The sequence below is a fragment of the Thermobacillus composti KWC4 genome, assembly GCF_000227705.2.
GTDB classification, from domain to species: Bacteria; Bacillota; Bacilli; order Paenibacillales; family Paenibacillaceae; genus Thermobacillus; species Thermobacillus xylanilyticus.
The window spans coordinates 768,167-794,556 of record NC_019897.1; the positions used below are offsets into that span (position 1 = coordinate 768,167).

A 26,390-nucleotide genomic window follows, 5' to 3' on the forward strand; every position below is an offset into this window, starting at 1 on the left:
GTTCAGCAAAAATTTCAGTTGGGCCCCCGAACACTTCAATTGCACCTTGTAAGACGTGGAAAATCTCCCCTTTTTTATGATAGAATATGACATATTACAACAAAAAAGGGGAAAGGGATATGAAAACAACAAAACGGGTCATCGTTCTTGCGGTTCTGCTGGCTGCCGTGGTCTCGGGATGCGGCGAAGTCACAGTAGAATCAGAAACGACATCAACAGGTTCTGCAAGTGAAGAGAAATCCGCAGTTGCGGAAAAAAGTGAAGAGGCTTCGAAAGCAAGCGATTCAGAAGTGAAGGCTGAAGAACCGACTGCGGAAGAATCTGCAGCGGAACAGCCTGCGGCAGAGGAGCCGGCTGATACGGCAACATTGGGTGAAAAAAATGCGCTTGCTTCAGCCCAAAATTATTTGCGGTTTGCCCCGTTCTCTGCGCAAGGTTTGAGAGAGCAGCTCGAATTTGAAGGGTATTCTTCAGAAGAAGTGCAGTATGCTGTTGAACATATCGACGCTGATTGGAATGAACAAGCTCTGAAGTCGGCCCAGAATTATTTGCGGTTTGCCCCGTTCTCTGCGCAAGGTTTGAGAGAGCAGCTTGAATTTGAAGGCTATACATCCGAGGAAGCGCAATATGCCATTGATCATTGCGATGCTGATTGGAATGAACAAGCTGCAAAGTCGGCCCAAAATTACTTGAGTCTGATGCCGTTCTCCAAGCAGGAACTCATCGATCAGCTTATTTTCGAAGGATATACTCGGGAACAAGCCGAATATGGGGTATCGGCTGCCGGATATTAAGAATTGATAAGTTGGAGCGGCAGGAGCTTGATCGAAGGCGGACTCGGAAACATACAATCCGGTTGAGCTGGATTGCACAAGGGTATATTCGAAAGGTCGATCGAAGAATATAGCGGTCAGTGACCCATAAAGCACACGGAACTCGAGAGAGGCTGATGGCCTCTCTTTTTGTTTAATTCAACCCTGTCATGTTCAGTTCCCAGGCCAATGCGTCTGCGCCGCAAGCCGGTCTCCAACATTTGCCTTCGAGGGCATGCTGTGTTTTGTTGACACCAAGGTTGAAAGGTAGAAAGATAGTAAATGGGTTCAAATTAAAGGTCTTTCCGGGAGGGATGAAACATGGCGTTGGAAATCAACGACCAACTGGTCCCCGATATCGGCTATTTGATCTACAGAAAATGCACGCCGTCATGGGAAATTGCGGAGAACGTCATATCTTTCGGCCACGTGTTCCATATAGGCGCCAATCCCTTTGGAACGATCCCGGGCATGGTTGGTGTTTTTGATGAGTTTGCCTTTACCCGCATGCAGCGGATGGCGGGCCAGTTCCTCGCCGGTTGCCGGATCGAACGCCACCAACTGCTTGTCCGGCGTCACGCGAATCTCCACAGACGTGTCCGTGCCGGTGTAGGTGCCAAGCGGCAGCGAGTACCGGTTCCCCTGAAAGACAATCGTATTGTCTTTTCGCACCCGTCTTGTTATACTGGGTGCAGAATTGGTTTGTATTTTTTCGGGAACCGGCAGGAGATGGCGCCGCTCTTCGGCGAACACGTCCGCCGGTATTTTTTTGGTCGTGTGATGCATCCGCCCGTTTCCGGTTCGGTTCAACCAAGCCAAACAGTCTTCGTTCCACCGGTCGATGTGGGTAAACGTCCGATGGCGCGCAAAGTTGCGTTTGACGAAACCGACGACGTTTTCCACCCGCCCCTTGCTTTCCGGATCTTGCTTGCGGCACATGCGAATCTGAAATCTGCGCTGCCGGACGTAGGCGGCAAATTCGGCCGTCAGAATCAGATCGCCGTGGTTTTCGCTTACAAGCAGAAGATGATCCTGGTCATAGACGATCTCGCGAGTCATGCCGCCGAAAAATTCAAAGGCGTTCTCGTGGCAGCGGATCACATCCGCCGTGGTAAACGGTCGATCCTGCCATTCCACGTATTTGTACCGGGAATGGGACAGGACAAACGTGATGCACCATAACCGTACGGGATGCTGATGAAGATCGTGCGTTCTCGTTTCGCCGAAGTCAACTTGCATCTGCTGTCCCATGGGCGGGTCTTCCACCGCTTCGTACTGGCGCATCGGTTTGCTTTTCGGGATACCATGCCGCTCACGCAAGTGCCGGACGAAGTGCCGAACGGTGCTCTCGCAGACGTTGGCATCCAAGCGCCGTTCCTTCAACCAGTCATGAATCTGAGCGGCCGATAGGTCCGGATATTCCCGCAACCATTGAAGAACTTGGGATTCAAACGGATCCAGCTTCTTTCGCCGCGTCTTCACCGATTCGATGAATGCCTGCATTTCTTCCGGCGACATGTTCAGATATTTGTACACGGTGTTTCGAGAAATGTTCAGTTTGCGGGCTATCTGTGAAACATTGAGCCCCAACTGTTTCAGTTGATAGATTTCAATGTACATAGGCCACCTTTCCGCAGATTTCATTCTCCTCACCCTACACTGATGAATTTCCAGCTTGATTATATCGGGTGAGGGAGAATCAGGGAATTCGTGTTCAAGATTATTTCGTGTTTCTTGTTAATTTTATTTTAGCGGTTACACATGGGCGGCGTGCTTGACCTCGCGCCTTATCTGGAAGAAGCCAAGGACATTCTTCCGGACCTGTGGGATCTGCTGACGGATACCAACATCTATTGGAACCAGGACCCGAAGACCGGCACCATCTGGGCCCTCGAGGCACGGCTTGCCGTTCTGAACCGCATCAACACGTTCGTGCGTGAAGACTGGCTAAAGAAGCTCAACATGGAAGCGCCCACAAACCTGCAAGAATTCGAGAACATGCTGAAGGCGTTCAGAGACAACGCTTCCCTGCTGCTGGGCGACCAGGCGGACAAGATGATTCCGTTCGCGATCAGCTTTGACGTCGGCTGGCGCGCGGACCACCTGACAACGTCGTTCGTGCCCAACGACATTACGGACAAGGATCTCTTTATCTACGGCTTTGATGACCGGAAATTCCTGCTGCCGAATTACAAGGAAGCTATCCGGGTCCTGAACAAATGGTACAATGAAGGGCTGATCTGGAAAGACTTCTCGCTGTATCCCGCCGGAGATCCGACGGAAGACAACCTGATGAAAACAGGCTATGTCGGCGCGTTCATTCACAACTGGGACTACCCGTACCGCAACGGCGAAGACAGCATCCATGCCAACCTGCAGCGCATGGTCGGCCCGGATGCGGCGTATGTCGCCATCGAACCGTTCCCGAACGACGCCGGCGTCTACCGTAAGTTCCTGTCGCCGCCGATCGACCGGAAGATCTTCTTCCCGGCGACGAACAAGGAACCGATCGCTTCGCTGCTTTATCTGAACTGGATCTCCAAGTTCGAAAACCGGTTGTTCCTGCAATTCGGCGAGGAAGGCGTAACCCACGAGAAGCTGCCTGACGGTTCCTACAAGTCGCTGGCCGTAACGGGCGAGAAGATCATGAACTCGCCGAACAACATCGACTATACGATTACGGTCAACGGCATCGACCTGGGCGATCCCGATCTCACCGTCAAGTCGATCGCCAACGGCTATGCCGGCGTCGACAAGCGGTACATCGAGATCGCGCACCGCATCACCACGAATGAAGGCCGAATCGGCAAGAACGTCAACGTGGGCGAGATCAAGGCGGAAAACGGTATGGGTCAAGCGCTCAAGGAGAAGCGCGATACGGTCCTGAACAAGGCGATTGTGGCGCCTGTCTCGGAGTTCGACAAAGTCTATGACTCCGGTTTTGAGGATTACCTCAGATCCGGCGGCCAGGCGATCATCGACGAGCGCAAGGCGAAATGGGAAGAATTCTACGGCGACAAGACGATGCTGGATTGATGCGGCTGACGCGCAGCCGGCGATCATGAAGAAACCCGGAGGTTTGCTTCGTGCAAGCCTCCGGGTTTTTATTGCCTGTTATCGGCGGAATCTGCCATCGTAAAAATCATTTTCCGGTTATCCACCATGTATATCGTCTATATTTCGCCAGCAGAAGATAACTCCCCCACGAGCAAAGCAGCACAACCACGAATCCCAGAAGAGTCAAATAGTGATAGTAAGCGCCGAACCTGTCAACCACATATTTCCGCCACAGTGCAAGAAAGAACGGATGCGACAGAAAAATGACAAATGAAGCTGCGCCGATGCTGTTCAAAGCGCGTTTTACCCATGTCATGGCATCCACGTTGTATATCCGGTTTGCCAGCAGCAGCAGAAATGCACTTGCTGCAAGCGTAAACCACAAATAGATGACCTGGTTCAGGTAAGCCTTATACGGCAGAAGTGCCGGAAGCCAGTGGAAGTACACCTTCCCGGCAAAGATATAGAGCAGAGATCCGACCATAAAAAGAGCTGTAATCGCCCACTTCTTCTTGATCAACTTGCCAACGGCATGTTCATAATGCATCCCCACATAGGCCCCCGCACAAAACTGCAGGAAGTATGAAATAAACAGCACGCCAGTCCTTTGGATATGGAGCCAGTGGTTGTTGAGGATGAAGAAGATCACTTGAGACACAAGTGCAATAAGGATGAGCCATTTGTCAAGTTTGGCATGTTGAACGATATGAACCAGAGCGGGAAATAACACATAAAACTGGATAATGATGATGAAGAAATACAGATGCGTGTAGTTATTGCCCGTAATGAGCCTGATCATAAACTGATCCGCATTCAGCCATGCGTTGCCCTGGGTTTGATATTGCCAAAACAGATAATAAAACAGCGACCATGCCAAATACGGAATCAGAATGTACAGTATTCGCTTCCTGTAGAAGGTTGCGATCCATCCCCGTCCATGCATGGCGTAGTAGTTATAGAACAGCAGAAAGCCATTCAAAAAAAGGAACGCCGGTACAGCAAACTGGCTGGAAGTGTTCAATATGAAGTAGAAATCGTGTTTCCACGAGCCTTGCTGGACACGTATCAGCGGGAAGGAAGTGACATGAATCATGATGACAGCCAATATCGCAAATGCACGATAAAAGCTGAGGTATTCAATCCTCGATTTTGGTAAGTTATTCACCAGAACGCCTCCAACGATTCGGATTAGCGTAAGCACGAGGCGGTTGACAGGACAGGACCCGAATGACTCCTCCTTTCAATGATGGACAAGGCTTCCCCTTTAATCGGAACCATTTGCTCACCGCCTGTTGGCTCAACTGGAGTTCGGTTGCGACTTCTTTTTCCGTATATCCATCCAGATACAACCTTTTGACAATGTACCGCGCTTTCTCAGATGGAATCATCAACAGCAGTTCCTTGATATAAATTGTCGTGATGACATCGGATGTGAAGTTGTAGCCGTAATGCCGTTCGTCCAAAGAGAGAGACTCCTTGGAATGCCTGACCTTCGAGCTGTATTGCAGTCTCCACGCAAATCTCCTCAAGCCTTGACGAAAGCTTCTCAGACATTTACTTTGCTGAGCATTCATGATTCACCACCCCCATTCACTTAACTAAGCTTCTCGGAAATTCATTTCCGTTGTGGACTCTAGCTTTCTGGCCAGGGTCCTTTATTGTTTCACCCCCAAAATAGGGATGCGAACAAACTTTCCTCTTGACATTTTCGAAACTCCCCAACAATCGCCGAGAAGGCATTTTTTTACTGCCTATCTCTAGAAAATTGGGTGATTGTGTGAAAATCGTTTCTCGTTCTCACCAGGACTACTTGACCTTCGTAAGCGATCAACTGCGCAAGGAGTTCGACACCCCGGAAGCCATGTTGTTCTTGCAACACTTCTATCGCGACTTGATCTTCTGGATCACGCCGATCGATCTGTCCGCCACCGCTTCCTTGATGCGTTCGGCTTACTCCTCCAATCCCAGAGGCCGCAAGCCCCACGATCCCGCCGACATGCTCCGCTGCATGTTGCTCTTCACCAAGCTCGGGCTCAGTGTCGATGACGGAGTCGTCGCGCTGCGAACGACGCCGGTCTATGCCATTGTCTGCGGCTTTAAACCCGGTGAGACGCCGGGTGTCGGAACGTTCTACGACTTTTTCCCCCGGCTTTGGCGGGCATCCACTCCGCATAAGACCGGGCGCGTCAAACGCCGCTTGAAGAAGCCGCGGAAGAAGGGCAAAAAGAACGAAAAGCAAGAGCCCAAAAACCCCAAGATTACGGAGAAACTCGTCTCCCGCATCCTGCGCGAGGGCAAGATCCACTACGCCCCCAAGGAGCACGACCTGCTGCAACAGTTGTTCCAATCCCTGTTTGTCCTGCCTTCTGCGGCAAAAGGATTGCTTGGCGATACGAGCGCTTTCCGCGTCATCGGCGACGGATCTCCGGTTGAAACCGGCGCGCGTTCGTACGGCAAGTTCCTTTGCGATTGCCGCAAGTCGGGCAACTGGAAATGCTCCTGCAAACGGCAATTTTCCGATCCGGATGCCGATTGGGGCTGGGACAGCTATCGCGAGAAATATTACTACGGGCGCACGCTCTACATGTTCACCGCAGCCGACAGTCCTTACAATTTGCCCGTGTACCCGCGATTGTTTCGCGCCAGCCAACATGACTCGGTGTCATGGATCTGCGGCTACCGCGAGCTGCGTCACTGGTACTCGGACTGGAAGGTGGGAGAGGCGCTCCTGGATTCGGCCCACGACGCCCTCCCGATCTATACCATGCTGGAACACGATGATGTTTCCGCCATCATCGACCTGAATCTCAGGCGTTCCGGGCATACGGTATACAATGAAATGAAAATTGGCTCCGATGGCGTTCCTGTCTGCCCCATTGGACGCAAGATGGTCTGCTGGGGCAAGTGTTCCGGGCGACAGCGCATCAAATGGCGCTGTCCCGCCAAAGTCGGCAAATGGGAATGCCCGACTCCCTGCTCGCCTTCCGATTATGGAAGAACGTTCTACACATCCACCGCGGATAACCCGCGCCTGTTCCCGCGCATCCGCCGTGACAGCAAGGAATGGAGAAAGCGTTACGCGCTGCGAACCGGAGTGGAGCGTTGCATCAAGCGCCAGAAAGTCGATTACAACCTGGAAGCTTCGCGCGGGCGCAGTTCCCGCCACTGGAACATTCGCGTGTACTTGATCGCCATGTGCCAGCATGCCGACGCGTGGCTGGAAGAAGCGAAGAAGCAGAAGCAGCTCGTCTCTGTCGAGCAATGGCTGGAAGGCTTGGCGGCAGCTTAACGCCAAAGGACTTCATAGCATTTTTTAAAAAATGCCCTTTTGAGGGTTCTTTGGCATGCACATTCTTGAAAACAGCTTTCATAGGCGCCGCTTCATCGACATTTCTGCCTCATTCACCCCTCATTCGGACTCAGAACGACTGCTTAATTCCGAGCTCCTATTTAACTAGTAAAAAAATGCGGCCAAACTACAACCGTCAAAATACAATGAATAATTAAAATATTTTGAAAACATTGGCCGCAGGTGTGTGTCCGGGTTCTCTGTCGAGTGCAGCGGCCTCATTTGGACTTTCATTCGGTGGGTAGTTGCTTGGGGCCAGCAGGGAAGTTAATGTCATGCCCCCCCTTTCGAGGATTATATATTCTATATAATTCCATATTAGTGTCTAAATCCCTTTCTCCATGTGGAGCGCCTTTTATAAATCATATAACTGCCCTCTATACTCTGGCCATTAGTCGCCAAAAGAAGCGGTAGATGTCCCCTCCTGTTTTTCCTTCAAGGTGCTGCGGTCATTAATCAAGGCTTGCATTTTTATACAGGCAAGTGGCAGCGGATTGAAGCCTTGGTCCACAGAGCCAACTTTAAAAAGGATTAATATCCGGATTTTGCTTTTTAAAGAAACTTTAGCTCAATTTGTGCGTCTGTTATGTAGAATGGATTCCGGAGTGGATAACGGATCATGCGGAACTACAGATTAGGATGGAGGAAGGAAAAGCTGTGAAGAAAATTGTTGCCTGTCTGATCGCTGCTCTGTCGCTGCTTGCTTTTACACTGCCATTGCAGGCCGCTGATGAAGTCCATCTGTACATCAACAGCGAAAAAATGAATACGGACGCGGCTCCCGTACTCGTAAATGGACGGATGCTGGTTGCCTTGGCATCGCTCAAGAAGCTGAATCTGGACTTGCAATGGAATCACGAGACGAAACAGGTGACCGTTGCCTCGCCCCAAGCCAAAAGTAAGCTGGTACTTACAGTAGGAAGCAAGTCGGCCATGCTGGGCGACACGACGATGACGCTGGACGTGCCTGCCCGATTGATCAAAGACCGGGTCTATGTTCCGGTTCGCTTTGTCAGCGAAGCGTTCCAGGCGGACGTGAAATGGCTTCCGGAGATCAACTCGGTTGTGATCCGCAGCGCCGACAAGAAGGAGATGTATGAAGCGCTTTACCATGGTGATGATCTGGTGGAGGCCAGAAAAATTGCGATCTCCTTGCCCACCGAGGATGTCAACACGCTTGGCAGTACAGGAGAGATGCATTCCCATACGTTCATTTTTCCGGAAGGAGAGGCGCTTCGATACTATTATGAATGGGGAAATCTGCTTTCTTATTACGAAATCAAGCATGATGTGAAGCGTCTGGTGTGGGAAGGGGTGTTGGGAGCCGAGCAAGGCGTTTACGCCCAGGAAAGAGGAGTCCGTCCCCCGGAGGAGAAGTCCAGAGTTTATTTCAATCTGGACCGGTTTCAGTCGGATGTCGTTCACTATTGGAAAGAAGGCGGCGGTGAAATGCTTCACGGCAACACCCGACCCGGCAAATACGTTGATTCGCCCATGGCCAACGCTGTTCAGCCGATACCGGATGAGGTTCGGATTGATCAAGTGAAATAACAGAACGCATGAAGAGACCGCAGCAGGTCTCTTTTTTTTATTGTTCCGGCCGTAATGGTTGTTATTTCATGCTCTCTTTACTTAATAAGATGCAGGCACATATGGAAGATGTTTAACGACAGGATATTGGAGTTGCTTTACGTGATCAAAGAGGAAATGCGAAAAAACTAATGCAATCCGCAAACCTTCTCCTGCTCTCATTCGTGTAATAGATGAAAGGGGGGGAGCGGCGGGAAGTCCCTGGCTGCGTGTGATCGAAGGGATTTGCTTTTCGGATGAAGCCAAACGATTCCATGGAATCTGTATTCAGCGAACTGTATGAACGCCATATCGACACCGTCTACCGCATTTGCTACGCGATGATGGGCAACAGACAGGATGCCGAGGATGCGGCCCAGTCCGTGTTCGTCAAGCTCATGCGCAGCAAGATGACCTTCCAAAGTGTTGAACACGAGAAAGCCTGGCTGATCGCCACCGCCCGCAATCACTGCCGGGATGAATACCGCAGATGGTGGAGGAAGAAGGTCGTCAAGCTGGATTCGGGCATGCCTGATGAGCAGCATTCCGGCAGTTTGCCGCAGCACGAGATGATGGACGGTATGCGCAGACTCCCTCCCAACCACAGATTGCTTTTGTACCTGTACTATTACGAAGGCTACAAACTGCTCGAGATTGCGAAAATGCTCAAAATGAACATCAATACCGTCAAGACACGGATGAGGGATGCGCGAAAGCGCCTGAAGCTGGAGTTGGGGGATGATTTCTTTGACTAAGGAAAGGCTGCGGGCTGTATTTGACGGGATGGCGCCGGATGAGGAGCAGAAAGCTCGAATGAAGCAGCACATATGGGAGCGGTTGAATCGCCGATCGATGAAGGGACGGGTGACGGGCAGGCGGTTGAGACGGGCTGCGGGCTTCGCGGTCGGTCTTGTGCTGGCGGTGGTGGTCATGGTCAACCTTCCGTTCGAAAAGGCGGCACCCGCTTACGCGATCAGCGTGAAGGCCGGGGAAGACGGCCCCGTGTTCAAGTTGGCGGACCGGGAAGGGAAGCGGGATGAGCATGTCACAACCGTCAGCTACGTCGACTCCAGACCCGGGCTGGAATTCTATATTGAAGGAGGAAATATCGCCTCGATCCATATTAAAGCGAAAAATGAATATGTCTACGCGGTGGACTGGACGAAGACGCAGCACGAGAAGTATTGGAACGTGGAATATTACCAGCACTTCGATGAAGAAACCCGAACGGCCGTCGCTGATTTCAATCTGCTCTACGACAAGGAAATGACGATGACTTTCGATGAGGATTTCCGCGAATACGACCAGATCTGGTACCGCTGGACGGCCTGGAACATGTACGAGTGGGCCGCCGAGGACAATTTCTCGCGGTTCTACGGATTCGGGTATGATCCGATAGACATTGATGTTGACAGTTTGACGGAAGAAGAGAAGCGGGAACTTGCCGCGGAGAACGGGTCGTCCATCGGGCATATGAATCTGGAAGACTATCCGGATCATCTGAAGGAGGACACCATCACCATTACCATCACGGACAGGCAAGGCCATGTGACGACGAAAGCCATCCAGGTGAGAGTCGACAACAACCGGCTGGGGCAGACGGTCGTGACGGCACGGTTGAAGAATGTTTCCTGAGGCATAAAGAAGAAGGGGCGCCCGTCATCACGGCGCCCCTATCTCATCTTCCATGCTTGAACCGCGCGTCAATCCCAGTGCTGAATATACACGGTCGGCACGGGTTCTTTCGTAAATGTGACCACGGCGCCCAGAGCCTCGCTGATGAATCTGAGGTTCACGAAAGTGTACATATTCCCGTCTTTGTATTTGGAAGTGAAAGGAGATTGTGTCAATTTCACTTCCTCATCATTGACATAAGCGGTCTGACTATCAATGGTAATTTTGATTGTAGTACCATCTTTGGTTGCCGTAATGGTTTTCGTGCCCGGTTGCCAAATCACTTCAGCACCAAGGGCTTCAAACAGCGGCCTGAACGGCACCATGGTGTTGTCATTCACCGCAGTTGCGGGAGGCGTGAAATCCATTTCCTCGCCATTCAGGATGACTTTGACGGCGTATTTTGTATAATAGGAATAATCTGTTTCCTGTGCGGATGCGGCCATCGGCAAGCACAGAAGCAGCACTGCGGCGCATAACGACAACTTTTTCATGGGACACCTCGCATCAGAAATTTTACATATGGGAAGACGCTCGAATGCTGCACAAAGTTTCTTTATTTTTAAGGCTCTATACCAAACATAGTGCTTGACAACATGTAGAGCCAAAATTGAAAAACATCTGTACATTCCATAAGATGGTTGTGCGACCAATCCAACTCGAGGAATGACAGATGCACAACCAGTATACTGATCTTTTAGTCAATTTACCAGAGGTAAATGTTCAACAGATTGTGGAAATTGATGAGCAAACGATCCATATTCAGGTTGTTCCAAAGTCACGCAAGCAGGCTTGCGCCATTTGCCGTTCGGATCGTTCGGTCATTCGCAAAGGCAGCAACCAAACCCGGAAAATTCGGCATGCTGACGCTTTCGGCAAAATCGTTTATCTCCTGGCTCCGGCCATTCGTCTGTTCTGCAAGAGTTGTCATGCCGGTTTTGTTTGGCGGTACTCGTTTGTCGGTCCTGGCAAACGCTACAGTACCGCGTCCGAGCAACAGGCCATTCACACCGCGTCGGTCTCCACCGTCAAGCAGAGTGCGGAGATTCATCGCATGCCGGCCAGCACCTTGCAGATCAAACACCAACGATGGTTGTCGGTGGAAAGTGAACGGCTTCGGCAATTGGCGTGGAAAGAGGCCGCCAGCAGCCGCCATCTCGTACTGGGCATCGACGATTTTGCGATTCGAAAAGGTCATACCTACAATACCGGCATCCATAACCTCCGAGGCGAGACGTTGCTGGATATTTTGCCCGGACGCAAACTGGAAGAATTGCGGGATTATGCGCATAAGCATCCGGAGTTTCTGGCGCTTCGTCCCAAGGCGGTGGTGATGGATCTGGCTCCCTATTACCATGCCTGGATTCAGGAATGTTTTCCTGATGCCCTTCGAGTCGCGGACCGGTTTCACGTGACGCGTTACGTGATCGATGCCCTTCAGGCGGTCCGAAAAGACGTACAGGGTTCGCTGTCGGCCAGAGCCCGGGCAAACCTCAAAGCCAAACACCGGCTTCTAAACCCCCAGGCAGCATCGTTGCCCCCTGAAAAGCAGCAGGAGTTACAAGAAATCCTCAGCTATTCGTCGCTTTTACAGCAGGTTCATGCCTGGAAAGAAGCGCTTGGGGAATGGTACGACGGTGCACCGGACGCCAAAGTAGCTGCCATCTGGTTTGACCGCTGGCTGGGACAAGGGGAACATTTTCAGCATCCGGCAGTAGCCACCTGCATCAAAACGATGCGAAACTGGCGAACGGAGATCGTCAATTATCACTCCTGTCGGTGGACCAATGCGGCGGTTGAAGGAAGAAACAACCGAATGAAAGCCTTTCAACGCCGACATTACTTCACCCGGAACCGGGAACGTTACGTACAAGGACTTCTGGTCGAATGTAACCGTGAACGATTTGGTACATAAAGTCAAGCACTAACTTTGATGTTGAGCCATTTTTAAATAATTGTATTTCGGAGGCAGCTTGATGGAACTCAACCAAGAAGAATTGGAGCGGACCGTTGCCTTGCTCACCTCGACCATCGCCAAATGCGAGAAAATGCAGCAGAAGTTCACGGAAGGATCGTCCCGGCACTCGCTGCTGAAGAACAGGATCAAGGCGCTCCAAATCTCGAAGGCGCTTCTGACCAACGATCCATCGGCAGATTATACAAGCCGGGAACTGAGGGAGGCGCTCCCGCCCGTCCAATCGATCATCCACAAGACGACGAAAGCGCAGCGCAAATATGAGCAAGGAAGCCCGAAATACAATCAGTTTGAACCGTTGATCCGCGCGATGGAGATTTCGAAAGCATGCATCGAGGGAAAGATCATGGAAGGTGCCGCCCAACCGGAACAGCGGAGCCCGTGAACCATTCACCGGCTCCGCTTTCCCGTGTCATCGGGCCGAAAATTGTAAGCTATATAGGTCCATGGATCTCCGTAAAGCGGAAAATTGAGGCTCCTAGCCGAGGCAGGGGCTTTTTCGTTTTGTCGAGACCGCGCATATCGATGCTAAAACGTATTATCTTGGACGGGGGTGGTAAAAGGGGGATATTTCGTTCAACTCCGGCGTTTTGCTAAAACGTTATAAACGAAAGGAGTGGCGAAATTGTCATGGTGAAGAAAAAACTGATCGCGACATTGATGGCTTTCCTCATGTTGACGCTCCACCTCCCTGCCGTTATCGCGGCGGAAGATCCGCCGGAGACGGCTCCGGATACCGTTCTGGAAGAAGGGCCGGAAGCCGTGCCGGAAATTGTGCCGGAAACGGAGTTGGAGCCGGCAACTGTAACGGTAACGGAAGCCGTATATCTCCCGTTCATTCTGAGGAACGAGAACTTCGCCTTCCACGAACGCACGGATGCCGTCATCATCGACGCCGGCAAGGAAGTCGACGGCTCCTCGCTGTCGAAGGACGATTTCGAAGCGCACGTGCGGCAAACCCGGATCGTCGACCCGGATTACGTCGCGTATGACGGCCCGCGCGAGATTATCGACGTGTATGTGAGCCAGGTGAACGATGTCGGCTCCCGTTCCGGCACCGGACGGTACATCGTCATTGATTTCCCGGATGTCGGATGGGGCGACGGCGGGTCCACGAACGACGGCGGCTATAGCTTCGATTCGCAGTACACCATCACGTACAAAGGTTCCGGCATCACGTTCACGGACGGAACGACCCTCGTGCCGGACGGTTTCACCCAGACGGCTGTCGTCAGCCCGGTGCTGGATAAGTTCAAGTACGCGAATCATGACGGACTGGACTACAGCTATTTCCTGAATGAAGAAGCCGAAGGGCCGCTGCCGCTGGTCGTGTTCTTCCACGGGGGCGGACAGGGCAATGACATCTACACGCCGATCCGGTTCAGCAACGGCGGCACGGTATGGGCGAATCCGGAGAACCAGGCGAAGCACCCGACCCATGTGCTGGCGCCGCGGAACGCGACGACGCCCGAGGCGATGCACAAGGTCAAGGCGGTCATTGACCAATGGATCGAAGACGGCAAGGTGGACCCGAACCGCATTTACATCACCGGATTCTCGATGGGCGGATGGTCGACCTGGACGTTCCTGCAAGCGTTTCCAGATCTCCCGGCAGCCGCGGCGCCGCTGTGTCCCGCGTTCGGTCCGGACGAGGCCACCGCGAAGGCGGTCGCCTACCTGCCGCTGTGGGTATTCGTGGATGTGGACGACTTCCTGTACGAGCGGGTTGTCGAAACGTACAATACCTACAGCCCGTTCTGGCATGATTCGAAGCTGAGCATTCTGCCGGAGAACCGGCTGAACAACCCGCCGTACAACGGCTGGAAGTTCGACGGCCACGCCGTATGGCTCCCGGTCTACAACGAGTACGTGGACGAGGAGCGCGGCATGCTCATCGACTGGCTGTTCGCGCAGAGCAAGGTGCGCGGCATCGAGGACGTGAGCGTCAGTACGACGGTCGGAACCGCGCCGGCGCTGCCCAAGACGGTGAAAGTGAACATCAACCGCAATGCGACGGGCATCGCTTCGGAAGAGCGCGCAGTCGTATGGGATGCGATCGATCCGGCAAGTTACGCCAACCCGGGAACCTTCACGGTGGAAGGCACCGTGGAGGGAGTCGTCGAGAAAGCAGTTGCGAAAGTATCGGTCGAGCGGCTCTACATCGGCGTGCCTTATGTGCCGCCGGCTCCGTCGCCCGATCCTTCGGAACCCGATGAGACCCCGGAAACCCCGGACACGCCCGGCGACGGACAGGAGCCGGATGAGCAGGTGCTGTATCACCCGGCATACATCAGAGGCTTCAGCGACGGCACCTTCCGGCCGAATCAGGCGATCACGCGGGCCGAGCTGGCCGTGCTGCTGGCGCGCAACCTGGACTTTGGCGGCGCCCGGAGCGGTCAAGGCACCTTCAAGGATGTGAAGCCGACCCATTGGGCGGCGGCCGAGATCGAATACGTGAAGAGCGCCGGTCTGATGGGCGGGGACGCCCAGGGCAACTTCAGGCCGAACGCTCCGGTCACGCGGGCCGAGATGGCGGCCATCGCCGCGCGGTACCAGAATCTCGGCGCACCGGCCGGTGCGAACCCCCGTTTTGCCGACGTGAAACCGACCCACTGGGCGGCGGCTTCCATCGAGGCGGCTGCTGCGGCCGGCATCTTCGGCGGCTACGGGGACGGCAGATTCGGGCCGGACAATCATCTGACCCGGGCGGAAGCGGTCACGGCAATCAACCGGATGTTCGGACGCGGTCCGCTGCATGGCGTCACGCGGCCGAGCTGGCCGGATGTGCCGGCGACCCATTGGGCTTATCTTGAAATTGAAGAAGCGTCGCGGGACCATTATTATGAGATTCGGCTGGAGGGCGGCGAACAGATCCGGTAATCCGAGGACGGGCGCATGCGCACGGGATGCGTATGCGCCCGACGCGTTTTTGCATTGGAGACGCGTGATCATTCCGGTTTCTCCCGGCCGAAACAATCCGCATCATGGGCCGCCGCCATTCATCCTTCATCGCCGGAAGATCCATCTCCCGCGCCGGCCGATTTGTTTTCTCGCACGGGACGCGCCTCCGTTTATTCCGGGTATGAATGTTTGAATCCAATAGATCAAGGTATGCGGACGACCGATAGAACAAATTGGGAGAGATGGTGCTTTCGGCCTGGATGTTTGCTCGTATTGTGGTAGAACGATCCGGCATCCGAAGACATGGGTGCGATTCGGATCAGACTGAAACGATAAGAGACCGAATCGTAAGGCAGGTTGTCGCCAAGACAGCCTGCCATATTTTTTCACATTTTTCAGTGTTGAAATTTGGAAAAGGGGTTGCTATAATTTCATCTGTGATAATGATATTCATTATCAATAAGAAAAACGCAAAGGACGGGGAGAGACGCAATGAAACGATATGCAACCCTCTTGCTCACCGCCGTACTCGTTCTGGCGCTTGCGGCTTGCGGCAGCGCGGACAAGACGAGCGGCAACCATTCCGGCGGCAATGCCGGCGCGAACAACAACACGAGCAGTGCCGCCGGCCCGAATGAGGCCGACACGGCCGCGGCCGAACCCGAGCAGCCGGCGACGATCGAATATACGGATGCGAGCGGCAATACGGTCACGATTCCGGTCAATCCGAAGACGGTCGTGTCGCTTGACAACCGGACGTTCGAGACGCTCGAAGCGTGGGGCATCAAGCTCGCCGCGGCTCCGAAGGGCGTCATGCCGGCCGGCTCCGGCTATGTGTCGGATGAGTCGGTGCAAGACATCGGAAACCACCGGGAACCCAACCTGGAGATCATCGCGGCGGTCGATCCGGAGCTTGTCATCGTGGGCCAACGTTTCGCGAGCTACTATGAAGACATCAAGAAGCTGGTTCCGAACGCCGCGGTCGTCAACCTGAACATCGATGTGTCCGCCGATGACGGCACCGCGGGCGAGAAACTGGTGAACGGCTTCAAAGAGGTTACGACGCTGCTCGGACAGATCTTCGACAAGAACGAAGAAGCGAAAGCGCTGATCGAGCAATTCGATCAGGCGCTGGAAGCCGCCAAGGCCGCCTACAACGGAACGGACACCGTCATGAGCGTCATCGTCTCCGGCGGCAACATCGGCTACTCGGCGCCGCACAACGGCCGCGTGTGGGGTCCGCTGTACGACATTTTCGGCTGGGTGCCCTCGCTGCAAGTCGACAATACGACGACCGACCACCAGGGCGACGAGATCTCGGTGGAAGCGATCGCTCAGAGCAACCCCGACTGGCTGTTCGTCATGGACCGCGACGCGGGCATCAACAGCACGGAAGAGAAGGTGCCGGCCCAGGACGTCATCGAAAATTCGCCTGCGCTGCAAAATACGACGGCCATAACGAAGGGACAAATCGTATATGCTCCGGCGGATACGTACACCAACGAGTCGATCCAGACGTTCATTGAAATCTTCGAAGCGCTTGCCAACGCATTGAAGAAGTAAACCGGAGGAGTATGGCACCGTGCTCATGCGTTCGCTGAATGAGGTTGAGATCCGTTCTCAACCTCCGTTTTCCGGTCAGAGTGCGAACCCCCAGAAAATTTTCACCGTACCGTTCGTTCTCGCCATATTTGCCGTCATGGCGCTCGGCGTCATCTCGCTGTTCACGGGCGTGTACGACATATGGGGACAGGCGGACGGCAGGGACATGTTCTTCATCACCCGGGTGCCCCGCACCATCGCCCTGATGCTGACCGGCGCCGCGATGGCGATGACGGGACTGATCATGCACCTTGTGACCCAGAACAAAATGGTGGAGCCGACCACGATCGGGACGACCGAATGGGCGGGTCTTGGACTGCTCGCGGTTTACCTGCTTGTGCCGGGGCCTTCGCTCGTCTTGCGCATGACCGGTGCCATCGTGTTTTCCTTTGTCGGCACGATGATCTTCTTCCTCTTCCTGCGGCGGGTCAGGCTGCGTTCGTCGCTGATCGTTCCGATCATGGGGCTGATGCTGGGCGCGGTCATCTCGGCGCTGTCCACCTTCGTGACGCTCTATTTCAACATGTCGCAGGTGATCGAGAACTGGTTCATCGGCTCGTTCGCCCCCGTTCAGATCGGAAGATACGAATACTTGTGGATCATCGTCATCGTCACCGTCATCATTTTCCTGTATGCCAATCGCCTGACCATCGCCGGCCTGGGCGAAGAAGTCGCCACGACGTTGGGCGTCAATTACAACCGGCTGATCGTGCTGGCCAACGCCCTGATCGCTGTCTGCGTCGGCATCGTCGCCGCCGTCATCGGCAACATTCCGTTCCTGGGACTGATCGTCCCCAACATCATCTCCATGGTCCGGGGCGATGATCTGCGCAGCAATCTGCCGTGGGTCTGCCTGATGGGGATGGGCACGATCACCCTGTGCGACATCATCGCCCGGGTCGTGATCATGCCCTTCGAAGTGCCCGTCTCGCTGATCCTGGGAACGGTCGGAGCGGTCGTCTTCATCCTGATTTTGCTGCGGCAACGAAGAAGCAGGAGGCTGCGATGAGCACATTGGATATCGGTCTCGCCGCCAATCGCGGCGCCGGCGTTCGCGCCGGATCCACCGGCGCTTTCCGCACCCGGAGAGACGAGCGGCGCTACTGGATGCTGCTCATCCTGTTCATCGGCGTCGGGCTGTTGGCCACGCTCGGACTCATCCTGTACAAAAATCCGGTGCCGGTCGATTCGCCGTCGTTCATCCCGGTCGTCCAGCGGCGGCTCAAGGCTGTCGTCGCCATGTTCATCGCGGCGCTCTGCCACAGCTTCTCGACGGTCGCTTTCCAGTCGGTCACGAGCAACCGGATCATCACGCCGTCGCTGCTGGGCTACGAATCGCTGTATTCGTTCATCCAGACGAGCGTGCTCTTCTTCTTCGGCGCGGCGACGCTCGTCAAGTTCACCGGCACGGGCGCCTTCTTCCTGCAGGTTGCGCTGATGATTGCCTTGAGCCTGATCCTGTTCGGCTGGCTGCTGTCGGGCAAGTACGGCAACCTGCACCTGATGCTGCTCATCGGCATCATCATCGGCGCCGGGCTGAACGCGGTGTCCGGATTTATGCGCCGGGTGCTCTCGCCGTCCGAGTTCGATCTGCTGCAGGCCCGTCTGATCGGCTCGGTCAACAACGCGGACGCGGACTATTTCCCGATCGTCATCCCGCTCGTCCTCGTGACGGTGCTGTGCCTGTACCTGCTCTCCAGGAAGCTGAACGTCCTGTCGCTGGGCAAGGATGTGTCGACCGCGTTCGGCGTGAACTATCAGGCGAACATCATCCTGGTGCTCGTCCTGATCGCCGTCCTGATGTCGGTCTCGACGACGCTCGTCGGTCCGATGACTTTCTTCGGATTTCTCGTTGCGCTGCTGAGCTATCAGGCGGCTCCTACATACGACCACCGGTATGTGCTGCCGATGGCGTTCGCGATCGGGTTCTGCATGCTGACAACCGCGTATCTGCTGCTGTATCACGTGTTCCGCGCGCAGACCGTCGTATCGGTCATCATCGAACTGTTCGGCGGCATCGCGTTTCTGATCGTCATTTTGAGGAAGAGGTCGCTATGATCACGATCAAGAGTGTCAGAAAGTCGTACGGCGACGAGGTCCGGATCGGTCCCCTGGACCTCGAAATCCCGAAGGCCGGGATCACTTCGCTGATCGGGCCCAACGGCGCGGGCAAGTCGACCACGCTGCTCATGATCGGCCGGCTGCTCAACATGGACGAGGGGCAGATCCGGGTCGCGAACATGGACGTCGCGAGGTCCAGGTCGAACGACATTGCGAAAATTCTGACCATCCTCCGGCAGGAGAATCACTTCATCACGCGGCTGACGGTCCGGCAGCTCGTCGGATTCGGCCGGTTCCCGTACTCCAAGGGCCGGCTGACGAAGGAAGACGAAGCGATCATCTCGAAATATATCGACTTCTTCGAGCTGACCGACCTCGAGCACCGGTTTCTGGACGAACTGTCGGGCGGCCAGCGGCAGCGGGCCTACGTCGCCATGGTGCTGTGCCAGGAGACGGAGTACGTGCTCCTTGACGAGCCGCTGAACAATCTCGACATCGCCCGGGCCGTGCAGATGATGGAACATCTGCGGCGGGCGGCAAATGAGCTCGGCCGGACCATCCTCATGGTGCTGCACGACATCAACTTCGCGGCGCGGTACTCCGACCGCATCTGCGCGATGAAGAACGGGCAGATCGCCGCGTTCGGCACGGTGGAAGATATCATGAAGCCGGATCTTCTGTCGGACATCTTCGAGACGAAAATCGAGATCATCAAGGGGCCGTACGGCAAGATCGCGGTATATTAATGAGGGAATGGGTTGGGGCTTCGGCATGCGCCGGAGTCTTTGCCGTTTTTATGCGCTGATTTGGTGCAAATTTGCACTACATTTTGGACGAATTTCGCAGGATCTGGTGAATAAGGTGCAGATTTGCACCATATTTGGCTGTTCCACCTTTTTCGGGCTTGATATGGTGCACATTTGCACCACGTTCCGCCTCCACTTCACCTTCCGGGCGAACAACACTTCGGTCACCCCGGACTGGACACACAAAAGGGAGGCTGACCAGTGCGTCAGACTCCCCTGTAATATTGCAACGCGCGCGCAATCTCCCGAATCAGCTTGCTCAAGTAACGGTAGTAGGTGGACGACGGAAGCCCCAGCCGTTCGGCGACCACTTCGTGCGTGCCGATCTTCTGCATGTAGGCGTAGTACAGAATCCGGGCCATCTTCCGCTCCTTCGGGGATCCGTGTTCCAGACGCCGCCATTCGCTGATGATCGTATTTTGCACATACCTTACCAGCTGGCTCAGACTGTAGTGCGTTCCCCATATGCGCTGACATTGATGCAGCACCGGTTCCCGAAGCTCCAGCTGCTTGAACGACGCAAGGAGTGTCTTGGCGATCTCCGACCACATTTCCGATGCTTCCTTGGGGTCCGGATTCCCGGCAGTGCGCTGCCTTGCATCGAGCTGAAAGAAATAGAAGCTGCAGCCGTCGTCCGAAGGGCAGAACGCTTCCGGCACTTCCCGGAACCCGACCAGCTTGGCCGCTTCGGTGAACTCGACCGACGGCATCATCATCGTGATCCGGTTGCCCGGAAGCTTGTTCTGCAGCATGTCGCGCAGCACCTGTCCCGCGAATCCCTGATCAAGCGGAGGATCGCTCGCGATCAGCCAATACAGCCAGTCGCAGGGTTCCCGCGGCGTGCAGGCGGAGAATGCCCGGGTTGCCGGGTTGCGGTCCAGCAACTCGCGGAAACGCGGATCGTCCAGCGGCAGCGCGGCGTAAAATCCGGCCAGCCGGCCTTCATCCTCGAAGACATGGATGACGGACGGATCGACGTTCCACACATCCGTCAGATATTGTTCCTGATGCGAAGTGTCCGGCAAGTTTTCCGGGTATGCGACGATGTGCTTCAGGTACATCTCCCGGAGAAGCGGGATATCTTCGCGTCTGGCGGGCCGGCCCGCCAAGTGCAGCCCATCGTCGTAGTAGATATAGCCGTGGATGATGTCGTTGTCGTGGAGAAACATTTTTCCGCTGCGCATCTCTTGCTGGACCTCGTTGGCCGACGATGCCGCGGCGGCTGTCCTGCGCTCCAGGATCTGCTCCGCCCGGAGCTTGTACTGCGCATAGGCTTCGGGAGAACGCCGATTGAGCCCTTCCTTCGCCCACCTTCGGATGCCGTTGCTGACCGTCCAGCCGCCCTCGGGATTAACGCGGACGAACGAGGATTGGCACAGAAGCTGAAACTCGGCGGTGGGGATGGTTTCTCCCAGAATGTATTCCAGCATCTCGTGGTCAAACGTATAGACGAGCGATGCCAGATCCAGCAGCAGCCGGTTGACCCCGGACAGATTGTCCGGATGCAGGATCACCCGGTCGAACATGTCCAGCAGCGAGCGTTTGTCCGTCTCCGGACGCCATTTCCCGCCCCGCGAGCGGATGTCTTGACAGACGAGGTTGATCGCCAGGGGAACGCCTTCCGTTACCCGGCCGATGAGATCGATCGTCTTCAGATCCGTGATGCCGTGTTCGGCGGCGTATCCGATCCAGTCTGCCTTCGGCAGCGGTCCCAGGGGAATGTTCCGGATGAGATGAGCCCAGCCGTAGCTGGTCTGCCAATCGAGTAGCGGCTGCCTGCCGGCGCTGAACACCAGGATGTCCGTGGACAGGGTCAGCAGCCATTCCTCGCGCAGCCAATACCCGATATCCGTCCATTCGCTCAGGCCGTCGAGCAGGAGCATCAGCCCCCCGTGTTTCCCCGCAACATGGTTCAGCGTATCCGCAAGACTCATGCCGGCCGACGGGCCGTCTTCCCCGACCGCAAGCTGCGCCAGTCTGCGGCGGACGGCCTGTTCGAATTGTTCCGGGTCGGCAAACGCCGGATTGGCTTTGACATAGATCGACGGGATCGAGCCGTTCATCAGGGCGAATTGTTGAAGCAGCGCGGTCTTCCCCATGCCGGCGGGACCGTGCACGTGAAGAATGCCCCAGCTCTCATTTTTTCGGGAGAGATGATCCGCCATCAGTGCCAGCTCATCCTTCCGGCCTACAAAACACCGCCTTTCGGACAGCAGATCGTGCACTTTCTTCATGACCTCTCTCCTTTCCCCGTCTGTATTTCTCATTATAAATGTCCCAATTCCGGATGGATATTGTACGAAATAAGGAATTTATCGCCAGATGGGGAGGGCTTTGGCGACAGTGACTCAAGTCCCATCCGCGCGCGGTGAAATTTCGGCGAGGGTGGCAGTGAAAGTGGGAGTCGGCTTCCCTTACGATGGGATCAGGATCGGCGGGACTGTTCCATAACCATTTCACCTTGATGGAGGTTGCATTGACGATGAAAACGCGCATGTTACTGACGGCGGTCATTTCGATGATGGTTGGCTTCTCGCTCTCGCTTACCGCGGCGGGGGATGCCCTGCTGCAAGAGGTGCGGGCCTATCTGAACAAGGAGATCGCCATTGTGCTGAACGGCGGACCGTGGGAAATGAACGTCGCCGGCGAGCGGCTCTATCCCATGACGTTCGAAGGCCGGACGTATCTCCCGGTGCGCGCCGTGGCGGAAGCGCTGAGCGTGCCGATCGCCTACGATGCGGCCAGCAAAACGATCTACATCGGCGAGAGGACGACCAAAGTGCCGGTCATCACCGAGAATTACCGGCCGGTGTCTTCGCGGATCATCAGCGACGCTTCGCAGCGGTTGATCAACGGAACCGACCACGGCACCGTGGCGCTGTTCGGAAACGTCATCAACTCCAACAGCTATATCCAGCTCGAGCCGGATGCGAAGTATTCCAAATTGGTGCTCTATGTCGATGTGGACGGCGACGACGTCGACCTGCGGATCGTGAACCGGAACGACCCGACGGGTACGGTCATCCTGAAGTCGGTCGTCGTGACGGAAGCCGACGGTCTGAAGGAGATCGAGGTGGACATCACCGGCATCCGGACGCTGTCCGTCGACGTCATGACGACCGAGCCGAACAAGTCGGCTGCGGTGCGCATCGCGGTGGACAAATCGTACTATCAATGAGATGGCGGAAGGGGGAGACGGAGGTGCGGCACCGACACCGATTAAGGGCATTGCTGGTGATTCTGGGCGCGCTGCTGATCGGCGCAGCCGGCTGGACCGGTACGGCCGCGGCTTCCTTGACGGGACCCTTGATCCCGCTTCCGGATATCCGGATTCCGCTGCCCGGTTCGGACCCGGTCGTGGAATTCCCGGATCCCATTCTGAAGCAGTGGGCGATCAAGGAACTGGGTGTCGAAGGCGATGTGATTCGCCAATCGGACATTGCCCGTTATTGCGAAGCATTCTCCCGTAAATGGGAACGCATCTTGACGATCTATTCCTCGGCGCCGGGGAAGATCCGGTCCCTTGAGGGCATCCAGGCGTTCAAGCCGTGCAACGTCGATTATCTGGTTGCCAGCAGATGGGAGATCCGGGATGTCACCCCGATTACGGAACTGACGACGCTCCGGGGCCTCGATCTGCAAGGAAATCTGCTGGAGGATATCCGGCCGCTCGGCAGCCTGACCGAGCTCAGAACGCTGATCCTGTCCGGCAATCGCATTGCTTCGCTGGACGGACTTGAAGGTCTGACCCATCTGGAGAGGGCGGAACTGCAAAATAACCGGATCGTGAACATTGACGTTGTGCGTAAACTGGACTTCGCTCAGTGAGCTCAATCTGAGCGGCAATCCGGTCAGAAGCCTGGAATCGCTCACCGCAAACACGCTGCTCAGCCATTTGCATCTGAACCAGGTGAATTTGCGGGAAGAGGCCGAGCTTCGGCATCTCGGCCGTCTGACCAATCTGATCCAATTGTCGATCCGCAACAACGCCATTCACGATTTGACTCCGATCAGCGGACTGTCCCGCATGGTCGCGCTGGACGCGGGCGGAAATTTCATTGCCGATCTGTCGCCGATCGCATCGATGACGCAGATGAGGACGCTCAAGGTGGACGACAACCGGATCCGGGATCTCGAAGCGCTCAAAAACTTCTATGATTTGTTCATCCTCGATGCACAAGACAACTGGATCTCGAGCCTGAAGCCGATCGAGAACCTGGTTCCGCACGAAGTGTATCTCGCCCGCAATCGCATCGACACGGAAAGCGCCGACAACACGACGGTGATCAACCGCTGGCTGGTCAGGGGATCGACCGTGGATGTGAGCGATCAGAATCCCGGCAAACCGTACCCTTATGAGGACGAGGCAGCAGCGCCCGGCGGCGATCCCGATCCGGCGGCGGAGGACGGCGCGGGCGATGCGGGTTCGGCAACGGGCGATACGGGTTCGGCAGCGGGCGATACGGGCTCGGCAGCGGACGATACGGGCTCGGCAGCGGGCGGACCGGGCGATGCGGGTTCGGGAGAGGCCGGCCCGGACGGTTCCGCGGAAAACGGGGGAGACGCCGCGGAATGGGAAGACCTTCCGATCATCCGCGGCCGGCATCTTTTTGCCGATATTGCGGGGCATTGGGCGGAAGCGGACATCCAGTGGGCGTATGAGCGCGGGATCGTGAACGGCATCGGGAACGGGAAATTCGATCCGACCGGCATCACGACGGAGGAACAGTTCCTCAAAATGCTGCTCATCGCGATGCGCGGGCTCACCGAGGAACCGGTCAGCACGCCGTGGAGCCGGAAATATTACGAGTTCGCGCTGGCGTACGGCTATCCGGTATGGCCGGAACAGCGCAGCCAGCCGATCACGAGGCGGGCCGTGGCGGAGCTGATCGCCGCCACGCAGGGCGAGCGGCTGACCGGGAACGACGCCATCCAATATTTGCTGGACAAAGGGCTGTCGAGCGGCAAGACGTCGGCCACGATCGAAGGGTACTTCGGCGACGACTACCTGACCCGCGCGGAGGCCGTCCGCTTCATCCGGAATGTGATCACGAAGGCGGAGCACAAGACGCCGCAGCGATTGAGTACGTAGGCATGATGAGCCGCACGACCGAATGGAGGTCGGGCGGCTTTCCTGTTGTCATTCCCAATACGGCGTGCCGCCGAACAGGAACGATTCCTCGCGGAGATACGCGGCCGCTTCCCGGCCGGCCAGCTTGCGGATATGGTCGGGCAGCCATTCCGTCCAGTCCGGCAGGCCGAGCCAGAAGTTCATCGTATCGAGCATCGCCGCGAGATAGAATCTTTCCAGCAGCTCGACATGATTTCGCGGCAGCGCGTAATGTCTGGCGTAGGCACGAAGCAACTCAGCCCGGAGCGAAGTCCGCGGGAAGCTTGCCCGACCAGGGACGCGGATTCCAGGCTTACGAACGCCTTCATTATGCGGGCATCGTCCAGTACCGGGCGCGTGAAGGATTCCGGGATGGCCCAATTCGACGACTGTCTGTGCAGCTTGCCGGTCATTTCGCCGATGGCGCTGACTTTCTCCACGGACGCAAAATCCTTTCTCACTTCGCCCTCCACCCATGTTAGCAGCGAGCAGGCGACACCGTCCACAATCGTCACGAGATCCCCTTGAACGTTCATGACGGGAGCGGACAGGGTGATGTCCGTCTCCCGGCTTAAGGCGCGAAGCCATATCATCTTGGAACGAACCGCTTCCCGCGACGCCCAGAAGCTTTCTAGGTTTTCGCTTCTCGACTTGTGGACTTCCAGACTGAAATGGTTGCTTTCCCGATCCGTGAATTTATAGACGGCGCTTCGCTGTGGCCAATAAAATCGAGCGATCAGCACACAACGGCATATTGAGACAAGACTTTTAGGGCGATGTCCGCATTATGGCTCAGTTCAACCGCCTCCTAAGATATTCATCCAGTACCATCATACCAAGAACGGTTGAGAAATACGGGTAATGTTTGAATATAATTGATCACTTGATGGGTGATTGATTGGTATTGTAGACTCATAGAAAACGTTTGCGGAGGTTCTCATGGGTAAGAGAAGGATATCCGGGAGTAGTCGTGTCAAGAGAGCGACAATCGTTCTATACCTGGGATTGCTGCTCCTTGTAGCATGTTATGCTTTGATGGTTACAACCTTCATCAACCGTTGGGAAACACGCGGACAGTTCGGAGATTCGTTCGGCGCATTGAACACGATCTTTTCCGGCATTACGTTGGTTACGGTTGTCGTCACACTCTACTATCAGAACAAAGCGAACAAAGAGGGAAACATTTCGAAAAAGTATGAATTGATTTTGAGCAGGATTCAGGAATTGCAACAAATCATACGTGTCGATGTCATTCTGAAAAAAGTGGAGGATGATATTTTTAACGGAGACATTGAATTGGAAAGATTGACGGATTTAAGATCTGATGAAGAACTGGACATCGCAGAAGCGAATGATGGGAATGTCGGAGCGTTTGATCGGTACATCAAAATTAACCATTATTGGTTTACCGTTTTGGATACTACACCATTTTCCTGTCCCCTCGTCTTATGATGATTTTGATGGGCAAGATCTC

24 protein-coding genes are annotated in these 26,390 nt (G+C 55.2%); 17 read left to right on the plus strand and 7 right to left on the minus strand.

Annotated features, from left to right (window positions below):
• Positions 1-119: 119 nt before the first annotated feature.
• Positions 120-794, plus strand: coding sequence for an Ltp family lipoprotein (locus tag THECO_RS03565; RefSeq protein WP_015253701.1), 675 nt, complete (start codon positions 120-122; stop codon positions 792-794).
• 408 nt (positions 795-1,202) lie between these two features.
• Here the strand turns inward: THECO_RS03565 and istA are convergent, their stop codons facing one another.
• The gene (gene istA, locus THECO_RS03570) at positions 1,203-2,432 is read right to left on the minus strand and encodes an IS21 family transposase (protein ID WP_015253702.1); all 1,230 of its coding nucleotides are present in this window, start codon (positions 2,430-2,432) and stop codon (positions 1,203-1,205) included.
• Positions 2,433-2,573: 141 nt separating this feature from the next.
• Between istA and THECO_RS03575 the strand changes: the two genes are divergently transcribed.
• Complete coding sequence (locus THECO_RS03575) at positions 2,574-3,848, plus strand: type 2 periplasmic-binding domain-containing protein (RefSeq protein WP_052835816.1); 1,275 nt, start codon at positions 2,574-2,576, stop codon at positions 3,846-3,848.
• Between the two features lie 106 nt (positions 3,849-3,954).
• Here the strand turns inward: THECO_RS03575 and THECO_RS03580 are convergent, their stop codons facing one another.
• Together THECO_RS03580 and THECO_RS20960 are read right to left on the minus strand one after the other, a co-directional pair.
• Positions 3,955-5,034, minus strand: coding sequence for an acyltransferase (locus THECO_RS03580; protein WP_015253703.1), 1,080 nt, complete (start codon positions 5,032-5,034; stop codon positions 3,955-3,957).
• Entirely contained in the window at positions 5,027-5,332 is a 306-nt protein-coding gene (locus tag THECO_RS20960) for a helix-turn-helix domain-containing protein (RefSeq protein WP_157373512.1), read from the minus strand. Before THECO_RS20960 ends, THECO_RS03580 begins: the two co-directional genes overlap by 8 nt.
• A gap of 314 nt (positions 5,333-5,646) precedes the next feature.
• Here THECO_RS20960 and THECO_RS03585 point away from each other — a divergent pair, with 314 nt between their 5' ends.
• From THECO_RS03585 to THECO_RS03600, 4 genes are all read left to right on the plus strand, one after another.
• Entirely contained in the window at positions 5,647-7,158 is a 1,512-nt protein-coding gene (locus tag THECO_RS03585; RefSeq protein WP_041853721.1) for a hypothetical protein, read from the plus strand.
• A 717-nt stretch (positions 7,159-7,875) separates the two neighbouring features.
• Entirely contained in the window at positions 7,876-8,769 is an 894-nt protein-coding gene (locus tag THECO_RS03590; protein WP_015253705.1) for a copper amine oxidase N-terminal domain-containing protein, read from the plus strand.
• A gap of 293 nt (positions 8,770-9,062) precedes the next feature.
• Positions 9,063-9,542 (plus strand): RNA polymerase sigma factor, encoded by a 480-nt coding sequence (locus tag THECO_RS03595; protein ID WP_041854128.1) that lies wholly within the window; start codon positions 9,063-9,065, stop codon positions 9,540-9,542.
• Positions 9,543-9,600: 58 nt separating this feature from the next.
• Positions 9,601-10,422, plus strand: a complete 822-nt coding sequence (locus THECO_RS03600; RefSeq protein WP_015253707.1) for a hypothetical protein — start codon at positions 9,601-9,603, stop codon at positions 10,420-10,422.
• 68 nt (positions 10,423-10,490) lie between these two features.
• On the opposite strand, the gene THECO_RS03605 is transcribed toward THECO_RS03600, so the two are convergent.
• Positions 10,491-10,955 (minus strand): copper amine oxidase N-terminal domain-containing protein, encoded by a 465-nt coding sequence (locus tag THECO_RS03605; RefSeq protein WP_015253708.1) that lies wholly within the window; start codon positions 10,953-10,955, stop codon positions 10,491-10,493.
• Positions 10,956-11,134: 179 nt separating this feature from the next.
• Here THECO_RS03605 and THECO_RS03610 point away from each other — a divergent pair, with 179 nt between their 5' ends.
• The 7 genes from THECO_RS03610 to THECO_RS03640 all read left to right on the plus strand — a co-directional run bounded on the left by THECO_RS03610 (position 11,135) and on the right by THECO_RS03640 (position 19,746).
• Positions 11,135-12,376, plus strand: coding sequence for an ISL3 family transposase (locus THECO_RS03610; RefSeq protein WP_015253098.1), 1,242 nt, complete (start codon positions 11,135-11,137; stop codon positions 12,374-12,376).
• 61 nt (positions 12,377-12,437) lie between these two features.
• A complete protein-coding gene (locus THECO_RS03615) occupies positions 12,438-12,821 on the plus strand; it encodes a hypothetical protein (RefSeq protein WP_015253709.1) in 384 nt (127 codons plus the stop codon).
• A 245-nt stretch (positions 12,822-13,066) separates the two neighbouring features.
• Positions 13,067-15,316, plus strand: a complete 2,250-nt coding sequence (locus THECO_RS20365; protein ID WP_015253710.1) for an S-layer homology domain-containing protein — start codon at positions 13,067-13,069, stop codon at positions 15,314-15,316.
• 513 nt (positions 15,317-15,829) lie between these two features.
• Entirely contained in the window at positions 15,830-16,900 is a 1,071-nt protein-coding gene (locus THECO_RS03625) for a siderophore ABC transporter substrate-binding protein (protein WP_015253711.1), read from the plus strand.
• Positions 16,901-16,925: 25 nt separating this feature from the next.
• Positions 16,926-17,948, plus strand: coding sequence for an ABC transporter permease (locus THECO_RS03630; protein ID WP_041854131.1), 1,023 nt, complete (start codon positions 16,926-16,928; stop codon positions 17,946-17,948).
• The gene (locus tag THECO_RS03635) at positions 17,945-18,997 is read left to right on the plus strand and encodes an iron chelate uptake ABC transporter family permease subunit (RefSeq protein ID WP_015253713.1); all 1,053 of its coding nucleotides are present in this window, start codon (positions 17,945-17,947) and stop codon (positions 18,995-18,997) included. The genes THECO_RS03630 and THECO_RS03635 overlap by 4 nt, the downstream gene beginning before the upstream one ends.
• Positions 18,994-19,746 carry an iron ABC transporter ATP-binding protein gene (locus tag THECO_RS03640; protein ID WP_015253714.1) on the plus strand — a complete coding sequence of 251 codons (753 nt, stop codon included), beginning with the start codon at positions 18,994-18,996 and terminating at the stop codon, positions 19,744-19,746. Before THECO_RS03635 ends, THECO_RS03640 begins: the two co-directional genes overlap by 4 nt.
• 266 nt (positions 19,747-20,012) lie before the next feature.
• On the opposite strand, the gene THECO_RS03645 is transcribed toward THECO_RS03640, so the two are convergent.
• Positions 20,013-22,040, minus strand: coding sequence for an AAA family ATPase (locus tag THECO_RS03645; RefSeq protein WP_015253715.1), 2,028 nt, complete (start codon positions 22,038-22,040; stop codon positions 20,013-20,015).
• Between the two features lie 248 nt (positions 22,041-22,288).
• Between THECO_RS03645 and THECO_RS03650 the strand changes: the two genes are divergently transcribed.
• Genes THECO_RS03650 through THECO_RS20375 form a run of 3 tightly spaced genes read left to right on the plus strand, consistent with a single transcriptional unit; the run spans position 22,289 to position 24,898 of the window.
• A complete protein-coding gene (locus THECO_RS03650; RefSeq protein ID WP_015253716.1) occupies positions 22,289-22,984 on the plus strand; it encodes a copper amine oxidase in 696 nt (231 codons plus the stop codon).
• 23 nt (positions 22,985-23,007) lie between these two features.
• The gene (locus THECO_RS20370) at positions 23,008-23,634 is read left to right on the plus strand and encodes a leucine-rich repeat domain-containing protein (RefSeq protein ID WP_157373513.1); all 627 of its coding nucleotides are present in this window, start codon (positions 23,008-23,010) and stop codon (positions 23,632-23,634) included.
• Complete coding sequence (locus THECO_RS20375) at positions 23,600-24,898, plus strand: S-layer homology domain-containing protein (protein ID WP_015253718.1); 1,299 nt, start codon at positions 23,600-23,602, stop codon at positions 24,896-24,898. Before THECO_RS20370 ends, THECO_RS20375 begins: the two co-directional genes overlap by 35 nt.
• A gap of 48 nt (positions 24,899-24,946) precedes the next feature.
• Here the strand turns inward: THECO_RS20375 and THECO_RS21540 are convergent, their stop codons facing one another.
• Both THECO_RS21540 and THECO_RS03665 read right to left on the minus strand, forming a co-directional pair.
• A complete protein-coding gene (locus THECO_RS21540; protein ID WP_157373514.1) occupies positions 24,947-25,093 on the minus strand; it encodes a hypothetical protein in 147 nt (48 codons plus the stop codon).
• Entirely contained in the window at positions 25,078-25,509 is a 432-nt protein-coding gene (locus THECO_RS03665) for an aminoglycoside phosphotransferase/kinase family protein (protein ID WP_041853779.1), read from the minus strand. Before THECO_RS03665 ends, THECO_RS21540 begins: the two co-directional genes overlap by 16 nt.
• A gap of 346 nt (positions 25,510-25,855) precedes the next feature.
• On the opposite strand from THECO_RS03665, the gene THECO_RS03670 reads away from it, so the two are divergent.
• A complete protein-coding gene (locus THECO_RS03670) occupies positions 25,856-26,368 on the plus strand; it encodes a hypothetical protein (protein ID WP_015253720.1) in 513 nt (170 codons plus the stop codon).
• The last annotated feature ends 22 nt before the right edge of the window (positions 26,369-26,390 follow it).